General features: G+C 42.1%; 18 protein-coding genes. 10 read left to right on the top strand and 8 right to left on the bottom strand.

Annotated features, from left to right (window positions below; genetic code table 11):
• Positions 1-2 precede the first annotated feature (2 nt).
• The 8 genes from BACINT_RS15415 (at position 3) to BACINT_RS15380 (ending at position 6,498) form a co-directional block, all read left to right on the top strand.
• Complete coding sequence (locus BACINT_RS15415) at positions 3-575, top strand: conjugal transfer protein TraO (protein WP_007664644.1); 573 nt, start codon at positions 3-5, stop codon at positions 573-575.
• 13 nt (positions 576-588) lie between these two features.
• Positions 589-1,089, top strand: a complete 501-nt coding sequence (locus BACINT_RS15410; RefSeq protein ID WP_007664642.1) for a DUF3872 domain-containing protein — start codon at positions 589-591, stop codon at positions 1,087-1,089.
• 151 nt (positions 1,090-1,240) lie between these two features.
• Complete coding sequence (locus BACINT_RS15405) at positions 1,241-1,681, top strand: lysozyme family protein (protein ID WP_044155306.1); 441 nt, start codon at positions 1,241-1,243, stop codon at positions 1,679-1,681.
• An 88-nt stretch (positions 1,682-1,769) separates the two neighbouring features.
• Positions 1,770-2,978, top strand: a complete 1,209-nt coding sequence (locus BACINT_RS15400; protein WP_005816149.1) for a putative resistance-associated DNA invertase — start codon at positions 1,770-1,772, stop codon at positions 2,976-2,978.
• Between the two features lie 505 nt (positions 2,979-3,483).
• Positions 3,484-3,903, top strand: coding sequence for a UpxY family transcription antiterminator (locus BACINT_RS15395; RefSeq protein WP_232288775.1), 420 nt, complete (start codon positions 3,484-3,486; stop codon positions 3,901-3,903).
• A 114-nt stretch (positions 3,904-4,017) separates the two neighbouring features.
• A complete protein-coding gene (gene erm(G) / locus BACINT_RS15390) occupies positions 4,018-4,752 on the top strand; it encodes a 23S rRNA (adenine(2058)-N(6))-methyltransferase Erm(G) (RefSeq protein ID WP_007664629.1) in 735 nt (244 codons plus the stop codon).
• Between the two features lie 473 nt (positions 4,753-5,225).
• Positions 5,226-5,966, top strand: a complete 741-nt coding sequence (locus BACINT_RS15385) for a class I SAM-dependent methyltransferase (protein WP_007664628.1) — start codon at positions 5,226-5,228, stop codon at positions 5,964-5,966.
• Between the two features lie 37 nt (positions 5,967-6,003).
• Positions 6,004-6,498 (top strand): HD domain-containing protein, encoded by a 495-nt coding sequence (locus BACINT_RS15380; RefSeq protein WP_007664627.1) that lies wholly within the window; start codon positions 6,004-6,006, stop codon positions 6,496-6,498.
• Between the two features lie 159 nt (positions 6,499-6,657).
• On the opposite strand, the gene BACINT_RS24380 is transcribed toward BACINT_RS15380, so the two are convergent.
• On the bottom strand, positions 6,658-7,110 hold the full coding sequence (locus BACINT_RS24380; RefSeq protein ID WP_007664626.1) for a hypothetical protein: 453 nt from the start codon (positions 7,108-7,110) through the stop codon (positions 6,658-6,660).
• A 1,008-nt stretch (positions 7,111-8,118) separates the two neighbouring features.
• Between BACINT_RS24380 and BACINT_RS23785 the strand changes: the two genes are divergently transcribed.
• On the top strand, positions 8,119-8,319 hold the full coding sequence (locus BACINT_RS23785; protein ID WP_007837439.1) for a hypothetical protein: 201 nt from the start codon (positions 8,119-8,121) through the stop codon (positions 8,317-8,319).
• Positions 8,320-8,472: 153 nt separating this feature from the next.
• On the opposite strand, the gene BACINT_RS15360 is transcribed toward BACINT_RS23785, so the two are convergent.
• Positions 8,473-9,759 carry an IS1380-like element ISBaov1 family transposase gene (locus BACINT_RS15360; RefSeq protein WP_007664617.1) on the bottom strand — a complete coding sequence of 429 codons (1,287 nt, stop codon included), beginning with the start codon at positions 9,757-9,759 and terminating at the stop codon, positions 8,473-8,475.
• 82 nt (positions 9,760-9,841) lie between these two features.
• Here BACINT_RS15360 and BACINT_RS15355 point away from each other — a divergent pair, with 82 nt between their 5' ends.
• Positions 9,842-11,926, top strand: a complete 2,085-nt coding sequence (locus tag BACINT_RS15355; protein WP_232288774.1) for a hypothetical protein — start codon at positions 9,842-9,844, stop codon at positions 11,924-11,926.
• A gap of 22 nt (positions 11,927-11,948) precedes the next feature.
• On the opposite strand, the gene BACINT_RS15350 is transcribed toward BACINT_RS15355, so the two are convergent.
• The 6 genes from BACINT_RS15350 to BACINT_RS15325 all read right to left on the bottom strand — a co-directional run bounded on the left by BACINT_RS15350 (position 11,949) and on the right by BACINT_RS15325 (position 15,747).
• Complete coding sequence (locus tag BACINT_RS15350; RefSeq protein WP_007664613.1) at positions 11,949-12,971, bottom strand: LPD29 domain-containing protein; 1,023 nt, start codon at positions 12,969-12,971, stop codon at positions 11,949-11,951.
• Positions 12,972-12,982: 11 nt separating this feature from the next.
• Entirely contained in the window at positions 12,983-13,192 is a 210-nt protein-coding gene (locus tag BACINT_RS15345; protein ID WP_007664612.1) for a hypothetical protein, read from the bottom strand.
• Positions 13,193-13,203: 11 nt separating this feature from the next.
• Positions 13,204-13,815, bottom strand: a complete 612-nt coding sequence (locus BACINT_RS15340) for a hypothetical protein (protein ID WP_007664611.1) — start codon at positions 13,813-13,815, stop codon at positions 13,204-13,206.
• Positions 13,816-13,826: 11 nt separating this feature from the next.
• Entirely contained in the window at positions 13,827-14,402 is a 576-nt protein-coding gene (locus BACINT_RS15335; RefSeq protein ID WP_007664610.1) for a hypothetical protein, read from the bottom strand.
• Positions 14,403-14,430: 28 nt separating this feature from the next.
• A complete protein-coding gene (locus tag BACINT_RS15330; RefSeq protein WP_007664609.1) occupies positions 14,431-15,375 on the bottom strand; it encodes a protein kinase family protein in 945 nt (314 codons plus the stop codon).
• An 84-nt stretch (positions 15,376-15,459) separates the two neighbouring features.
• A complete protein-coding gene (locus BACINT_RS15325) occupies positions 15,460-15,747 on the bottom strand; it encodes a hypothetical protein (protein ID WP_007664608.1) in 288 nt (95 codons plus the stop codon).
• Between the last annotated feature and the right edge of the window lie 2 nt (positions 15,748-15,749).

The raw sequence follows: 15,749 nt of genomic DNA, 5'->3' as shown, positions 1-15,749 counted from the left end.
CTATGAAGAAGTATCTGTTTCTATTTGTTGCAGTCGTATCGCTTGCCCTGTCATCGGGGCAGGCATACGCCCAGCGTTATCTCCCGAAGATGATGGGTGTGGAACTCAGAGGCGGCTTTGTAAACGGCTCTAAATCTCCGCTCAACTACTACACGGGAATAGCGATGTCGGGATATACCAAGAAGGCAAACCGCTGGGTGGTGGGTGCAGAGTATCTGCTCAAGAACTACGACTATCGCGGCACATCTATTCCGCGTGCCCAGTTCACAGCCGAGGGCGGTTACTACCTGAAGTTCTTGTCCGATCCTACAAAGACCTTCTTCCTCTCCATCGGCGGTTCTGCATTGGCAGGCTACGAAACGGTGAATTGGGGTGACAAGATGCTCTATGACGGCTCTACGCTGCTTGCCAAGGATGCCTTCATCTATGGCGGTGCCATTACCCTTGAATTGGAGAGTTATATAACAGACCGTATTGTACTGCTTGCAAATGTGCGTGAGCGTGTCCTTTGGGGAGGCTCACTCGGCAAGTTCAGCACTCAGTTCGGTTTAGGTGTCAAGTTTATTATCAATTAAAATTAAAAGCGTTATGAAAAAGTTATTTTCCTATATGATGGTTTGTGGTGCCATGATGACCGCTGTATTGGGTTTCACATCTTGCGAGGATGACCTCGATGTTCAGCAAGCCTATCCTTTTATGGTTGAGACAATGCCTGTACCCAAGCGATTGGTACAGGGCGAGACAGCAGAGATACGCTGTGAGATTGTTCGTGAAGGGTATTTCTCCGATACACGCTACACAATCCGTTATTTCCAGCCCGATGGCGAGGGAACATTGAGAATGGATGATGGTATGGTGCTGTTGCCGAATGACCGCTATCCGCTTGACAGAGATGTGTTCCGTCTGTACTACACCTCGGAGTGTGAGGATCAGCAGACGATAGATGTCTATTTCGAGGACAATCACGATCAGCTCTATCAGCTTACATTCACTTTCAATAACGAGGTGAAGGAGGAAGAGGATACCACAGAAGGTAACACGATTACTCCCATAGGAACTATCGTCTCTCCAATCAACATCAATCCTTAACCAACGGAGGCAGGCACTCGCTTGTCGGGTGTCTGCCGCCATAACCAATCACAAAAGAGAATCTATGAGAATAAAGTTGATGATTATATGTCTGACTCTGCTTTGCGGATATGCCAAGGCACAGACACGAGGCGGCGACTCTTCGCCACCGATGCCAAAGGAGATTTCTGCGGAACTGTTCGATAAGGCGGTAGCACTCATCAAGGAGTTTGAGGGGTGGCACGACCCAAAGACCACACCGGGCTATGTGGGCTATGGTCACCAGCTACAGAAGGGAGAGCGTTTCCCGAAAACACTGACACGTCAGCGTGCAGATTTGCTGTTACGGACAGACCTCCTCCGGCACCTGCGCCTATATGCCCGTTATGGCAGGGATGCTTATCTGCTTGCCACCCTCTCGTACCAGATTGGACCAGCCAAGTTGTTAGGCAATGGACGATACCCGAAAGCGTCCCTGCTCACCCGATTGGAACGTGGCGACAGGGACATCCTGCCACTCTATCTGAGCTATTGCAAATGGAGGGGAAAAGCAGTGGCATCCATTAGGAAACGGAGGTGGGTGGAATATCAGCTGTTGTATGCCGAGCGGTGAGGCACCATCCCTCCTATACCTGTTTGTCTGTCACTTATATTATATATAAAGGTAATAATTGCAATTTCAATGTTAAAGTCAGAGCATTATGGCATCCATCAAATTAAAGTTCAGAACATCATCTGTTCAAGAGAAAGAGGGTCGCCTGTATTATCAGGTGATACACAATCGTGTGGCACGTCAGATCCATACAGAGTACAGAATCTATTCCTCAGAGTGGGATGCGGACCATTCAAACATCATTTTGCCAACTTCCGTCACTCCACAACGTCAAGCCTATCTTCTTTCCTTGAAAGATACATTGGATGCTGACAGGAAGAAACTGCTGTTGGTCATTGCACGGTTGGACAAGGAAGGGCAGTCATATACAGCAGACACCGTCGTTGACAACTTCCATGAGGGAAAAGAATTACATGGCATTATCGGCTATACGCTGGAGTTGAACGAAAAACTGAGACGCATCGGCAAGAAGCGGATGGTAGCAAGGTACAAAACCACCCTCAACAGCCTCCAGCGTTACCTGAAAGGAGGCGATGTGCCATTGGAGGAAGTCGATGGGACAACGATACAAGGCTATGAACAGTGGCTGAAAGACAGCGGACTGTGCCGCAACACCACCTCTTTCTACATCCGCAACCTGCGCACCATCTACAATCATGCCGTAGATGACGGACTGGTCATCTCTTCCTCACCGTTCAAGCATGTATATACCGGCATCGACAAGACCGTCAAGCGGGCACTCCCCTTGGAAATCATCAAGCAACTGAAAGAGCTGGACTTGAGTCTGAACCCCCGTTTGGAGCTTGCAAGGGATATGTTCCTGTTCAGTTTCTATACCCGTGGGATGTCGTTCATCGATATGGCACAACTTACACCAAGCAATCTGCATGGCAGTACGCTCATTTACCGCCGTCAGAAGACCTCACAACAGTTGCACATCAAATGGGAACCTGCCATGCAGGAGATAGTGGCGAAGTACAAAACAGATGATTCTCCCTACCTGCTCCCTATAGCAAAAGGAGAGGGAGCCATATTCTGGAGACAGTACAAGAATGCCTATAGCCGTATCACCAAGCAGTTGAAGAAAATCGGAGAAATGATAGGCCTGTCCGTACCCCTGACCACCTACGTAGCCCGCCACTCCTGGGCAAGCATAGCCAAGAGCAAGAACGTGCCCGTATCTACTATCAGCGAGGCATTGGGGCATGACTCCGAGAAAACCACACAGATATACCTCTCCTCATTGGACACCTCTGTCGTTGACAACGCCAACAATCTCATCATCAATTCTCTTTAGGAGGTGCAGCGTCTCACTGCACCTTTATTTCAATATTTATAACTATTGTATTGCGGTGTGATACCGCAACTATAATAAAAAAGTCGGGGATTGTTGAGCAAAAAGGTGTTTCTCTCTTTAAGAGAAACTCTTCGGGATGCAAAAATATGAAAATAACTCCAATTCACCAAATTATATAGCGACTTTTTTACAAAAATGCTAAAATTTGTTGATTTCCGTCAAGCAATTGTTGAGCAAATATGTCTTTTACGATAAAATGATACCTCAATATCAACTGTTTAGCAAAACGATATTTCTCTTAAAGAGAGAAACATCTTTTGCATACCTTTTCCGACCGAATTTTTATGTCGTAAAGAGGGGCTTTGCAGGGGGTGGACTCAGAAAGATGAGAATAGATGACTATTGTAGTTGAAACACATAGAAAGTTGCTGATATACAGACCGATACGCATATCGGGATGAACCATGAGTACGTTCTTTTCTCAAAAAACACATGTCAAAACAGTATGGTGAATGTATTGGACAAGGATAAGATACTGTGGTATGTCATGCGGGTCTACAAGAACGAGAATACTGCCGAAGATCGGCTCTCTAATGAAACGTATGGCTTAGAGTATTTCATACCCAAGCAGAAAGTCCTTCGCACTGTCAAGGGCAAGAAAGTCTTTTTCATGGTACCCGTCATCCATAGTCTGGTGTTTGTGCATGCAAGTCATCAGAAGATTGTTGATTTCAAACACAATTATTATTACGACCTACAGTTTGTCACATGGAAAAGTGGCGGAGAACTTGTCTATCTGACTGTACCTGATGAAGACATGACCAACTTCATCAAGGTGTGCAAGCAGGCAGATGAAGAGGTACACTTCTACAAAATCAGCGAAATCAACAAGGAAAAAGATAAACCTCAAATCCGCAACCTATAGGGTTTCGTGGGAATTAAGGTTGATAATCTTGAAATTCTAACATCCGAAGCAGGGTTAGAGGAATTAATGAATAAATATTCGAAAAGAGATGAAATAAATTAAGGAGGGGTTATAATGAACAAAGTAAATATAAAAGATAGTCAAAATTTTATTACTTCAAAATATCACATAGAAAAAATAATGAATTGCATAAGTTTAGATGAAAAAGATAACATCTTTGAAATAGGTGCAGGGAAAGGTCATTTTACTGCTGAATTGGTAAAGAGATGTAATTTTGTTACGGCGATAGAAATTGATTCTAAATTATGTGAGGTAACTCGTAATAAGCTCTTAAATTATCCTAACTATCAAATAGTAAATGATGATATACTAAAATTTACATTTCCTAGCCACAATCCATATAAAATATTTGGCAACATACCTTACAACATAAGCACAAATATAATTCGAAAAATTGTTTTTGAAAGTTCAGCCACAATAAGTTATTTAATAGTGGAATATGGTTTTGCTAAAAGTTTATTAGATACAAACAGATCACTAGCATTGCTGTTAATGGCAGAGGTAGATATTTCTATATTAGCAAAAATTCCCAGGTATTATTTCCATCCAAAACCTAAAGTGGATAGCGTATTAATTGTATTAAAAAGAAAGCCAGCAAAAATGGCATTTAAAGAGAGAAAAAAATATGAAACTTTTGTAATGAAATGGGTTAACAAAGAGTATGAAAAACTGTTTACAAAAAATCAATTTAATAAAGCTTTAAAATATGCGAGAATATATGATATAAACAATATTAGTTTCGAACAATTTGTATCGCTATTTAATAGTTATAAAATATTTAACGGCTAAAAACAATAGGCCACATGCAACTGTAAATGTTTAGTTATAGGTAGGGTAGCATAAGTTAAAATGCTATTCTGCCTTTTAAAAGTATGGTATACATTCCAGAGAGAGATTGGATATGTTCCCGCCTACCGATAGTGCCAAAAACGTAGTGGATATGTTTCCGAGAACGGATACGCTCAAATGACATTCATTCTGTCCTCTCGAGCCATGTTGAGAGCGTGGTTCTGTTGACTAAAGTACATAATTGATAGTGTGAAAATGCTTGAAATATAAGGCTTATCCGAGGATTTGGACGTAAATCCAGGTCCTCGGATTTTCCGCGTTTTAGAGGCTGCAAAGAGATGAATTTTTATAGTTGGATAGACAGAAGTGTTGATTTGGGGTTGGATAGACAAAAATATTGACATAAGACCATTGCCATAACCTAAGAGAAGAAGAACGGAGAGAAATAACTTTTTAAACGAGGGGGAATTCAGATGAAAGAAAACAAATATGATGATAATATATTTTTTCAAAAATACAGTCAAATGAGTCGCTCACAGCAGGGACTAGCCGGTGCAGGAGAATGGGAAACATTGAGAAAGCTGCTGCCGGATTTTAAAGATAAGCGTGTGCTTGATTTAGGATGCGGCTATGGATGGCACTGTATTTATGCGATGGAACACGGAGCGTCTTCTGTTGTAGGTGTTGATATTTCTCATAAAATGCTCGAGGTAGCCAAAGAAAAAACACATTTTCCACAGGTTGAATATAAATGCTGTGCTATAGAAGATGTGGAATTCCCAGAGGAGAGTTTTGATGTAATATTAAGTTCACTTGCGTTTCACTATGTAGCAGATTATGAGATTTTAGTAAAAAAGATATATAGAATACTGAAGTCTGGTGGTAATCTAGTTTTTACGGTTGAACATCCTGTTTTTACTGCCTATGGAACACAAGACTGGCATTATAACGAAAAAGGAGAAATACTGCATTTTCCGGTGGATAATTATTATTATGAGGGCAAACGGACAGCTGTGTTTTTGGGAGAAAAGGTTACAAAATATCATAGAACACTGACCACATATCTAAATACACTGCTTTCAAATGGTTTTATAATAAATCATATTGTGGAGCCGCAGCCGCCGGAAAACATGATGGATATTCCGGGGATGCAGGATGAAATGCGCCGTCCCATGATGCTGATTGTATCGGCGAACAAAAAAGTGTATAGATAGAACTAAAACACCTATAAGATATAAATGGAGGTAATTTATGTTTAAAGAAAAAATTATTATAGAGATGAAAGAAGTATTCAAAGAAATTCCTTTTGGCATAGAGCATACTTTCAAAGTTTTGAAAAATGCAGAAGATATAATGAAAGGAGAAAATATCGGAGAGGAAGAAAAAGAATTCATCAGTATTATTGCTATACTACATGATATTGGTGCGGTTGAAGCACAAAAAAAATACGGTTCTATTGATGGTGTCTATCAAGAAAAGGAAGGACCAGAAGTAGCGAAAGAAATATTAAAAAAGGTAGGCTATAACAAAAATATTGATAGAATATGCTTTATAATAGGCAACCATCATACTCCATCTAAAATTGATGGACTTGATTTTCAAATACAATGGGAAGCTGATTTGCTTGAAAATTTAACGGTTATGGATAAAGAAAAAGAACAGGAAAAGATAAAAAAGTGTATAGATGAAAACTTTAAAACAAACACAGGAAAAAGGATAGCTTATAATCGCTTTATTTTAGATTAGTAGTAGATTATTACAGTTATGTATTTTACTCAAGTTTCGGATTTAGGTTTTATGCAGTCTGAGCGATCAGTTGCATGGCCTTGAACCTGCGGTTATCCCGTATAATTTGCTCCATCAATTCGTTCTCGTCAATGGTAAAAATCTCAGCCACGATTGCTATTACATCAATAATGATTGACCAGATCTTTTCCACGACGGTGAGCTCGTGTACGCCTTCATATATATCGGCGAACAATCCTCCAATGGTCTCTTCACCATGCTCTTCAGGCGCTCAAGCTTGGATACGAAATACTCTTCCTTGCGTTTTTCGGTCTGGCAGTCTCTGTCACGCTTGCGGTTGTAGCGCCTCTCGCGCTGCCGGGCCGTAAGACCTTGTTCCTTGCCATCGACCTTCCCTCTCTCGCCGTGAATCGAGAAGTCCACGACAAATTGAGAGCGGCCGTCGCTCCAGCACAGGGCCAGCAGCTTGTAGCCGAGAATGCACCGCTGAAACACGTGCGAGAATATCTTGCCAATACACTCCATCCTCAATCCGGTCTTCGGCAGGTCGGAATCATCCACAATAAGCACTGCCGGAAGATGGCTCTTTTGATAGTCTTTCCTTATGGTCACGGCCTTGATGAGATGACAGGCGATGTGCCAGATGATGTTGCTAGTCTATATTGTCCTTGGCCATAAACGAATAGAGTAGGTCCTTCTTACCCCCGAACAGTTTCGAGATTGACGATCCGGCATAATGAGAAAAACCCGGGACGGCCATAAACGGCAGAATCAATATGATCTGGAAAAGTTGAAGGTTGGTAAGCTGACAGTTCTCACGTTTTTTCCCTCCGAGATCTTTGTCTGAAATCCTCATCCCCTCAAGGAGGGTCATAAACTTGGAAAATGCGGGATTGATTCGTTTTCCCGTGAAAAAGTTGCGGATCTCCGATGGAATTTTTGTAATTTTGCTCATGGCTTTGAGTGATTGTAATTAGTTGTTTGGGCACCTCTAAATTACTAAATTTCCGTGACATACGGAAATCCTCAAAGCCTTTTTTATGCCCAAATCTATCCTCTCAACCTAAATCCGAAACTTGAGTAAATTATAATTATGAGATGCTACGTGCTTTTGTTCAATATACCCTAAACGTCGATTTAAATGCGCCTGTGATAAAGGATTTAGTTGAAAAGTATAAGGATATAGAACAATTTAATAGGAGCATAACAGATAAATACGTTGCAATATGTAAACGCTTTTAATATTTGAATTTAGCCGTTTATGTAGAATGAAGGTGTGCAAACAAACAGACCCTGAAAAGGGTCTCACCCCCGTTAACCGCAATGTCAAAGACTTGCGGATGGCCAGATGACTCCTATACATCCGACCCCAACGGGGTCGAACCATATAATCTGTAGAAAGGTTCGACCTCCGTTGGGGTCGTGGATTGGGAAGGCACTTCGACCCGCACATTGTATCATGTGCGGTTACTTGAAGTTCGACTCCCGTTGGGGTCGATGGCTCGTCGTTATTCTGAATCTTAGCAAATCCTCTCTTTTTTAATGAACTGTGTGCTTGATCACTGAAAATAATCCTTATTTTTGCCACGAGAGTTTTACGAAAGATAAATAGATAAAGTATTGGAAAAGAAACATAACTGTCAGCAGTGCCCACTGAGGCGGCGATACGACCGTTCACCCAAGTCATTGTTGGGTCGTTTTTGGCGATGGCACATCAATTTCTGTCCGGGATGGAAAGCCTATTTCCTGTCGCTGAGCGAAGAGGAACGGCATGTATTGAGAAAGCAATACGCTTTTCATAAGCCTCAAATCCGCAACTAAGTCCTTCATCGTCCTATTTACGTGTACACGTTCTCTCATTACTGAATTATTAGATAAATTGAGGCTGAAATACCCACTTCTGCCTACAATACCCCCTTACCCCACAATGCGACTTGAGACAATACGCAGTATCATACCCATAAGTTGTAGTCGTCATCCAAAATCAGTCTGGAATACATCTGCGTAAGCATTATTACAGGTATAGATATTCAGCACATACCACCTTGATGTTCTGATCCATTTGGCTGGTACAGAGACAAATCTGAAGACAAACGCTTTTATGCGACTTGTTTTATTGGGTCCGAACCTCTTTACGTCAAGTCTTTGGATAATGACCTTGTAGAAGTTACGGATAAGTGCTGTAAGAAGAAGGAACACTGTGTTCTCTGCCATGAAGGATTTGGGCAATCTGGACCATCCGAAACCATTGTTCATGTCATCGAAGATGCGCTCCTTTCCTCCGCGGAGGTTATAGAACTCGACAATCTCTCTTACGGAAGGCTCGTAGTCGTTGGTCAGGATGCAGCGGTATGTGTATTCTCCTTCCCAGAGGTCAAGCTCACCGTCCATCCGTTTCCGCCTTTGAATCACAAGCCGGTATGTCTTGCCTTTCCACTTCTCTACAAGAATGGAATTCAGCTCAAACTCAATGCCGTTGATTTCTCCCCTCTTCCAGCCTCTGAGAGCGAAGAGGTCATTGTAGAGCGAACTACAGCGGTTGGCACGGATATAGAAGGTCTTGCAGTGGGTGGCAACCTCTTCCACGATCTCTTCAGAGCACGAGCCGCAATCAGCTCTGAAACGATTGATAACAAGATTGTTCTGTTCAAACCTTTCGAAGAATCTCTTCAGCGTGTCCTTCTGATGGAAACGGACGTTTGTGTTGCCGTCGCTGTTCTCAATGCCGACAATCAAATCTCCAATAACCGCCACACCTGGTCGATAACCAAGGAACTTCTTGTATGTATGCTTTGCATCATATTTCTCTGTTTCTATGAACTGGTGGTCGAAATCAACATCATACATCTCACCCTCTTTCAGCTGACCAGCTGCACACATACAATTGAGCAGTAAGGTATTGAGGGTGTCAGCCGTATTGAAATCGTAGTTCTTACCCGTATCTGACGTGTATGAAATGTTCTCCTGCGTCAGTTCCTTTATCGCTCTGAGGATAGTGTCAGAGCTGCAGGTACGAAGTGTCGGATGAAGCGAGAGATGGGGCATCAAATGAGTTGTGACATCCTCAATACATGAGCCGCCACAGAAGTAGATGCTCATGAGAGAACGGATGATTTCGCTGTATTGATAACCATACAGCCTGCATCTTAGACCGAGGGTTGTGTCAATTACATATGACAATGTGGAGTCAAATTGCTCCATCATTGCAAATATTCCTCCAAAAGGAGTGAGTTTCTCAGATTTTATTGCTTTCTTTGCCATGTCTGTCGGGTTTGATACATATTTTGATTTGCAACACTAAGATAGGTGAAAAATCTGACATGACAAAATCCTGAGCAACTTTTTGTTGCTCAGGTACTTAAAAAGTTATATTTATAATAGTGTTGCGGAATTAAGGATAGAAAAACAAAATCCTAATGAAGGAAAGAACTGTGAAGAATGGCAGAAACTTACTTCTGAAACGATTCCATTAGAGGATATATATCAAGTCGTATACAAAATGGATTTAGAAAGTTTTGAAGCTTTATATGACAATAGAGGAGATAGTCATGAAAACAAATTTATTGAATGGATTACCCAAAAGGATACCGCAATCCTTGATTTTCTACTTCTAGCAAAGACTAATGAATACATACGTCTAAAACGTAATTCTCGTTGGTATTATCCGTCAATGAAAATCGGAGCTAGAATGACATTGGAAGAAATAGCAGATAGTGCTATATCAATAAAAGATTCTAGACTGAGAGACAGATATTTATTACAAGGAGTAAGGGCTTTGTTCTCCTTGTCTAAATATGAAAGGTGTATTGAGTTGTGGGAAAACGAAATATCTCATTGGTCTGACGAAAACCTTATGAGACAGCTTATCCAACCATATATAGCAGGAGCAGAATTTCATATAAAGCGTTCTGAAAAAGCCATTGAATACTTTGCTCAGTTAGGAGATATTCAATCTATGTTGTTTTGTCTTGGACGTTCAGGTGAAAAACTTTCCATTATAGATGCTTTAGAGTTTATATGTGAATATGCACCCAATAGTAGATTTATAGAGGAAACATTGCAGAAGTATATCAGAGAAATCGAGCCTCTAGGTGAATTCTATTGGGAAGATGAACTGGAAAAAACGCCAGAATTGGACAAATTGTATAATCTATGTTTAAAAATGGCTCGCTGTGGTAAAAGCAATAATCCTGCAATGTGGTATTATACTGCTGCATTTCTTGAGGATTTATATGGCAATACTGCCAGTGCGTCACGATTATTAAGTTTGGCTGAAAAAAGTAGGTCTTCGGAGTATATAAAAGAATCAATTAAAATCTTTAGAATATATTTAGACGCTAAGCTGTTACCATACGATTCTTATTATGAAAACCGTTTATTTGGTCAGCTAAAGTGGCTAGATTCAAAAATTCAATCTAATATAGATGATAAAGTCCGCAATGAGACTGCTCGTGGTTATATGCTATTCAATTGTGAAAGTTACTACTATTGGAATGATATGATGCGTAGAATCCTATTAGCTGAAGTTTGTCCTCGCATGATAAAATCAGGTAAAACTACCCGTGCATTACAACTTGCTAATATGGCAGATAACAGATTACTTAATATAGTAAACAGGCATGAAATATGTGATTGGATGGATGATAAAGTTGTACATTCTTACACAATGTCAAGTTATCGATATTCAACAAATTTTAATCCACACGATTATAGCAATAGTTTTTTTGAAATGATAGATAGCCTTGGAGTAAATGAAGCTATAAGATATGTTGAACGAGTAGATAAACCACAGAATGAATTTGATAGATTTCTGAATAATTGTGGTTATATCGGAAGTGATTATTTGAATGATATTGTAGGTACACAGTGTCTTCGTTATATGCGGTATCAAGAAGCTTTAGAATATCTAGGAAAAGTTAGTGAATCATATAAAACCCATCATAACGTATATATGGCATATGATCCATTTAGTGCTGAACCGAAAGCAATTAAAATGAAGACGGATTTCAGGTATGACTTTGCAAGGGAAATGCACTCATTGGAACGAGGAATCAATCTCACAACAGAGCCAAATCGGAAAGCATTGCTGATGGTTAAATATGCTATCGGTATAAGGAATTCCTTTGATTGGTGTTGGGGGTTGACACAATATTATCGAGGAACAAGTTATTGGGGACAAGTGTGTGAAAAGCGTGATTGGGAAAACGATGAAAATACCAAAGCTGCTATAGGGAAAGTAGAAGAGTTGATAAATCTTGCATGTGATATTGTAACAGATGATGAAACTGGGGCAAATATTCAGTATATGCTTTGTAATTTTAAGACTGTAGCTCGTAATTATCCAAATACAGAGAAAGGACAGTTTGTTAGAGGTAAATGTGATAATCTCTATGACTACCATGCCGATCAATCATATAGAAGTCGATAAGACTTCTATATGATTTTTAGGTCTATCCTATTTGTACCTGCTTCGCTTGCCATGCCTGATGAGCATTAATTACATCCTGACGCTCCTTTTCGAGTAGGGCTTCCGTTTCGGGAGTATAGCCGAGAAACTCGATGCAGCCGCCATTGTTGCCCGTGAGTTTACAGCGGATACCTGCTTTCTCCAATTTATCCATTCGCTTTTGTGCGGTCTTGGCACTGGAGTATGATAGTGGCCAGAAGTATTTGTCGCCACTATGTCCGTAGGAATCTTCACCGAGTACCATCTTGCCTTGCAGTCGTTGGCTATTGTGGAAACTGAAATAGGCACCTCCTAATGCTTGGCGTATTGCCTTGTGTGCAGCACCTTCGGGGTGCTTGAAGACATCGGGCTTCTTGCCCTTGCAATCCAATTTCGGCAGTTCTACCTTGTATGGTTTCTTGTAGGTGCCTACACCTAATGTAAGGTAGAAGTTGGTGCAGAAGTAGTCGGTCATCGGATCGCTGTCATCGAAGTTGTACGACATCACAAAGTCGCAGACATTCTTCATCACCTCTTTGGCTCTGTCGGTTAGGGTGTCATCGTTGTCAATGTGGTAGTGGTTCACATCGTGGTGGAACACAACACCTTTATTCTTCTTGAATGCCCCGAAATCTGCTTTGACGAGGTAGATATGGATAGAGTTATAGTGGTGTCTTGATACGGAGAACTTATACTTGGGATAGGTTTCCTTCATCCAGTTACGCACCAGCTCCACAATCTCAGGAGTGTGTTGTCCTTGATAGTTGCGACCTTTCCAACGATACTCGTTATATACGAAGTCGGCATACTCCTTTGCCGATGCTCCTGCGTAGTCATTCTCATAACCTGAAGCATTAGCCGATACGGTGGTGTCGTTCTTCCATATCTCGTGGAGCCGTTCAAACTCCACATTTATTTGTTGCATCACTTCGGTACTGCCACCTTTGTCGGGGTGGTTCTCCAATGCCAATCGGCGATACTCCTTCTTGAGTTCCGCCAGTGAGTGTATATTCTTAAAATAAGCCATAGTAGTAGATGTTAGTAGGTTAATGCCATTGTGAAATACTCTATACATTCGGACTCGATGCCGAGACCACTGCAAGAGAGTTCAATGTCGCTCTCTTGCAGGTCGTTTACCTCTTGCAGCTCTCTGAGGTGGCGTATCTCATCATTCAGATACTCCTTTGCGGTCGCTTCATCGCAGTTACACGAGCCGCATATTCTTTCGATAATATCATTCTCAGCCATAGCAGTAAGTATTAAGATTGTGATTTGAAATAGAGTTCTCGTTGGGTATCGTAGTCTTGACCATTCCACCAATCGTTACAGGCATCTACAAAGGATTGTGAACCATCTTCCGATGAGTAGTTAGTCTCGTGCAATCCTGTTATGCTTTCCATCGTAATGAAGTCAAGGTCTTTCCACCAATCTTGCATCTTCTGTTTGTAATCGCTCAATGTGCAGAAATTCTGACTCTGTTCACAGTCTGCACACCATTTGCAGTCCGTATCGTCATCATCTACATCACTTAGATATTCTGCGTTGTTGGCATCTACCCAAGCTTGAATCTCAATTTTTCTTGAACCGCAAGCATCACAGACATATACATCATCATCGTGAGGTTCTTCTCTTGTAGCCTTGCCGTCATAGAGTGCCACAGCACGATTGACAAGCAGTTCACGGTTGTTGTCCGAGAGTTCGGCATAGAATCGTTCTGCCGCTCCGAGGATAGATTTACTTGCAAGGGAGTTCCACTTCTCCCAGAAGTGCTTATAAGCACATCCGAAGGTAATCTTGCACTCTTCCTCGCTCCAAGCGTTCCACATATAGTAGTGGAAGCTCGATACTGCATTTACAGGGTCTAATTTCATAGTCGTAATCTTTAAGCGTTGTTATCTTCGTTCTCTTCCAATTGCTGCCATACGGCATCGTATATCTCATATAGCCAGTCGATGTTCTTTGCTCCGAGTTCAAAGGGTGTGGAGCAAGTCACCTCATCATTGCAAATCTTGTCATGAGCAATTACCGTCATGCTATTGTCCGTTACCTTGACACCCATTACTTTGCACTCGTATGGGTCTCCGTCCCAATTGAACCATATTACCCATACAGGATCATACTGCTCTTCGGGAAAGGTTATCTCTGTCAACCCGTGCGAGTAGAGCAACTGCCGTATGGCATCTATGATGTCCTTACGGAGTGTCTCTATCCTGTCGGAGAAGTCCATCTTCAGACGCTTTGTTTCGTTCTCTTTCTCTGTGTAGGATAGAATCTGCATATCGGGGTGAACATCGAACTTCCAATCCACCTCGTCATCATCGAGTGTGGTGTGGATGTTTCCACCCAGAACCAGTCCGCAATCTCTTGTTACCATTGTGCGTGCTTCATTGCGGTCATCTGCCGCTACGGTGTAAGTACCCTCGAAGAGGTATCTTACCTTTACTTCAATCTTCTTCATACATTTATATTTTTATTGTTAATACTGATTAGTTTGCCGGAACGATGCTTACCTGCTTGCCAAAGAAGCAGTCACATACGCCATAGACATGCTTGATGGAGCAGTCATACTTGGAGCGTTCATTGTCAAGTCGCAGGCGGAAACCATAGCCGTCCTTGCGTGCCTTATCCAGTCGGATTCTGATATCGTTTTTAAGTTCCATCTCTATCAGACTGCCACCGCCATACATCGAGCTGAACAGCCCGCAGGTGTTACCTTTTGGGATAATGACCTCTTTTATTTTGAAGTCGGCATCGTAGAGGTCGCGGAGGTTTACAAGCCCGATATAGGTAAGCAGATTGGCTCCGCAGCAGGAGTTCTCCAACTCCTGGCAGAAGTCCTCGTAAGACACCTGCTCCTTGCCGTCACGATACTTCTTGTTCGGAAATCTGCCATATACGGTATAGCCTTTCTCCGTCAATGCCTTCTTCACCTTTGCAGGGTTGAGGCGAAGGGTATCAATCATATCCCCGAAGTAACTCTCTTTGTAGCGGAAGCCACCTTGTGACTCTAACCAGCAGGAGTTGATGCAGTCGTAGTTGGATAGCATCTCCACTCGTACAGGTATGTCGTTGGTATTCTTGATGAGGTCGTTTACCGTGGTTGAGTCGTCTCGCTCGCGTATCTCGTCCCTTATCTCATCATCGTGTTCCTCGAAGAAGGCTTCAACTTCGTCCTCTTCAAAGTCGTGGAAGTCTATGCAGTGGCTCTTCAGCCCCTTGATTATCTCCTGTGTCGCCTGCTCCTCGGCATCCTCATACCATTCCTCGACCTTTGACCACAGATCTTCGCAGCCTTGTTTTTCAAGGCATTTCTGTAATAAGTCTCGGTTCTCATCAAAACTTTCCCGATAGTCCACCCATACGAGGGTGTATTTCTCATCCATTATGCTTTCTATGAACTCCATTGTGAGTGTTTTCTTTGTTTCGTTCATTTGTCGTTACCTGTGTACGGCAGGATTCGGTTTCCCGTACATATGTCTATAAATGCGAAGAGCGACCTTGTGGCCGCCCTTCGGTTACTCTTTACCGTTGAATATCTCTTCGTATCTCTCTTTCTCCATCTCCGTTTCACCCTTGAAACTGAAATGTGCCGTATATCGGTATCCTGTTCTGGGATTGCCACCGAACTTTTGGATAGCCATATCTATCTCCCAATCCACTTCACCTATGCCGATCGATATGCGGTCATAGTGCAGCAGGTGGTGAGCCAGTCGCAGTGCAGAGTCACTCTTTCTTTCGTGCCTCAGATGGTCGAAGGCTCGTATCGCTATCTCTCTGTTGGATACCTTGATTGTCGTTCCCATAT

It is taken from the genome of Bacteroides intestinalis DSM 17393, from assembly GCF_000172175.1.
GTDB lineage: Bacteria > Bacteroidota > Bacteroidia > Bacteroidales > Bacteroidaceae > Bacteroides > Bacteroides intestinalis.
The sequence above is the reverse complement of the archived record's forward strand: the minus strand, read 5'-3'. Positions and strand labels throughout refer to the sequence as shown.

Coding starts and splice junctions, on each gene's coding strand:
- BACINT_RS15405 (WP_044155306.1), top strand. CDS start 1,241: ATGCCAAAGGAGATTTCTGCGGAACTGTTCGATAAGGCGGTAGCACTC.
- BACINT_RS15380 (WP_007664627.1), top strand. CDS start 6,004: ATGTTTAAAGAAAAAATTATTATAGAGATGAAAGAAGTATTCAAAGAA.
- BACINT_RS15360 (WP_007664617.1), bottom strand. CDS start 9,759: ATGGCAAAGAAAGCAATAAAATCTGAGAAACTCACTCCTTTTGGAGGA.
- BACINT_RS15330 (WP_007664609.1), bottom strand. CDS start 15,375: ATGAACGAAACAAAGAAAACACTCACAATGGAGTTCATAGAAAGCATA.
- BACINT_RS15325 (WP_007664608.1), bottom strand. CDS start 15,747: ATGGGAACGACAATCAAGGTATCCAACAGAGAGATAGCGATACGAGCC.
- BACINT_RS15340 (WP_007664611.1), bottom strand. CDS start 13,815: ATGAAATTAGACCCTGTAAATGCAGTATCGAGCTTCCACTACTATATG.
- BACINT_RS15415 (WP_007664644.1), top strand. CDS start 3: ATGAAGAAGTATCTGTTTCTATTTGTTGCAGTCGTATCGCTTGCCCTG.
- BACINT_RS15335 (WP_007664610.1), bottom strand. CDS start 14,402: ATGAAGAAGATTGAAGTAAAGGTAAGATACCTCTTCGAGGGTACTTAC.
- BACINT_RS15395 (WP_232288775.1), top strand. CDS start 3,484: ATGGTGAATGTATTGGACAAGGATAAGATACTGTGGTATGTCATGCGG.
- BACINT_RS15350 (WP_007664613.1), bottom strand. CDS start 12,971: ATGGCTTATTTTAAGAATATACACTCACTGGCGGAACTCAAGAAGGAG.
- BACINT_RS15345 (WP_007664612.1), bottom strand. CDS start 13,192: ATGGCTGAGAATGATATTATCGAAAGAATATGCGGCTCGTGTAACTGC.
- BACINT_RS15400 (WP_005816149.1), top strand. CDS start 1,770: ATGGCATCCATCAAATTAAAGTTCAGAACATCATCTGTTCAAGAGAAA.
- BACINT_RS15410 (WP_007664642.1), top strand. CDS start 589: ATGAAAAAGTTATTTTCCTATATGATGGTTTGTGGTGCCATGATGACC.
- BACINT_RS15385 (WP_007664628.1), top strand. CDS start 5,226: ATGAAAGAAAACAAATATGATGATAATATATTTTTTCAAAAATACAGT.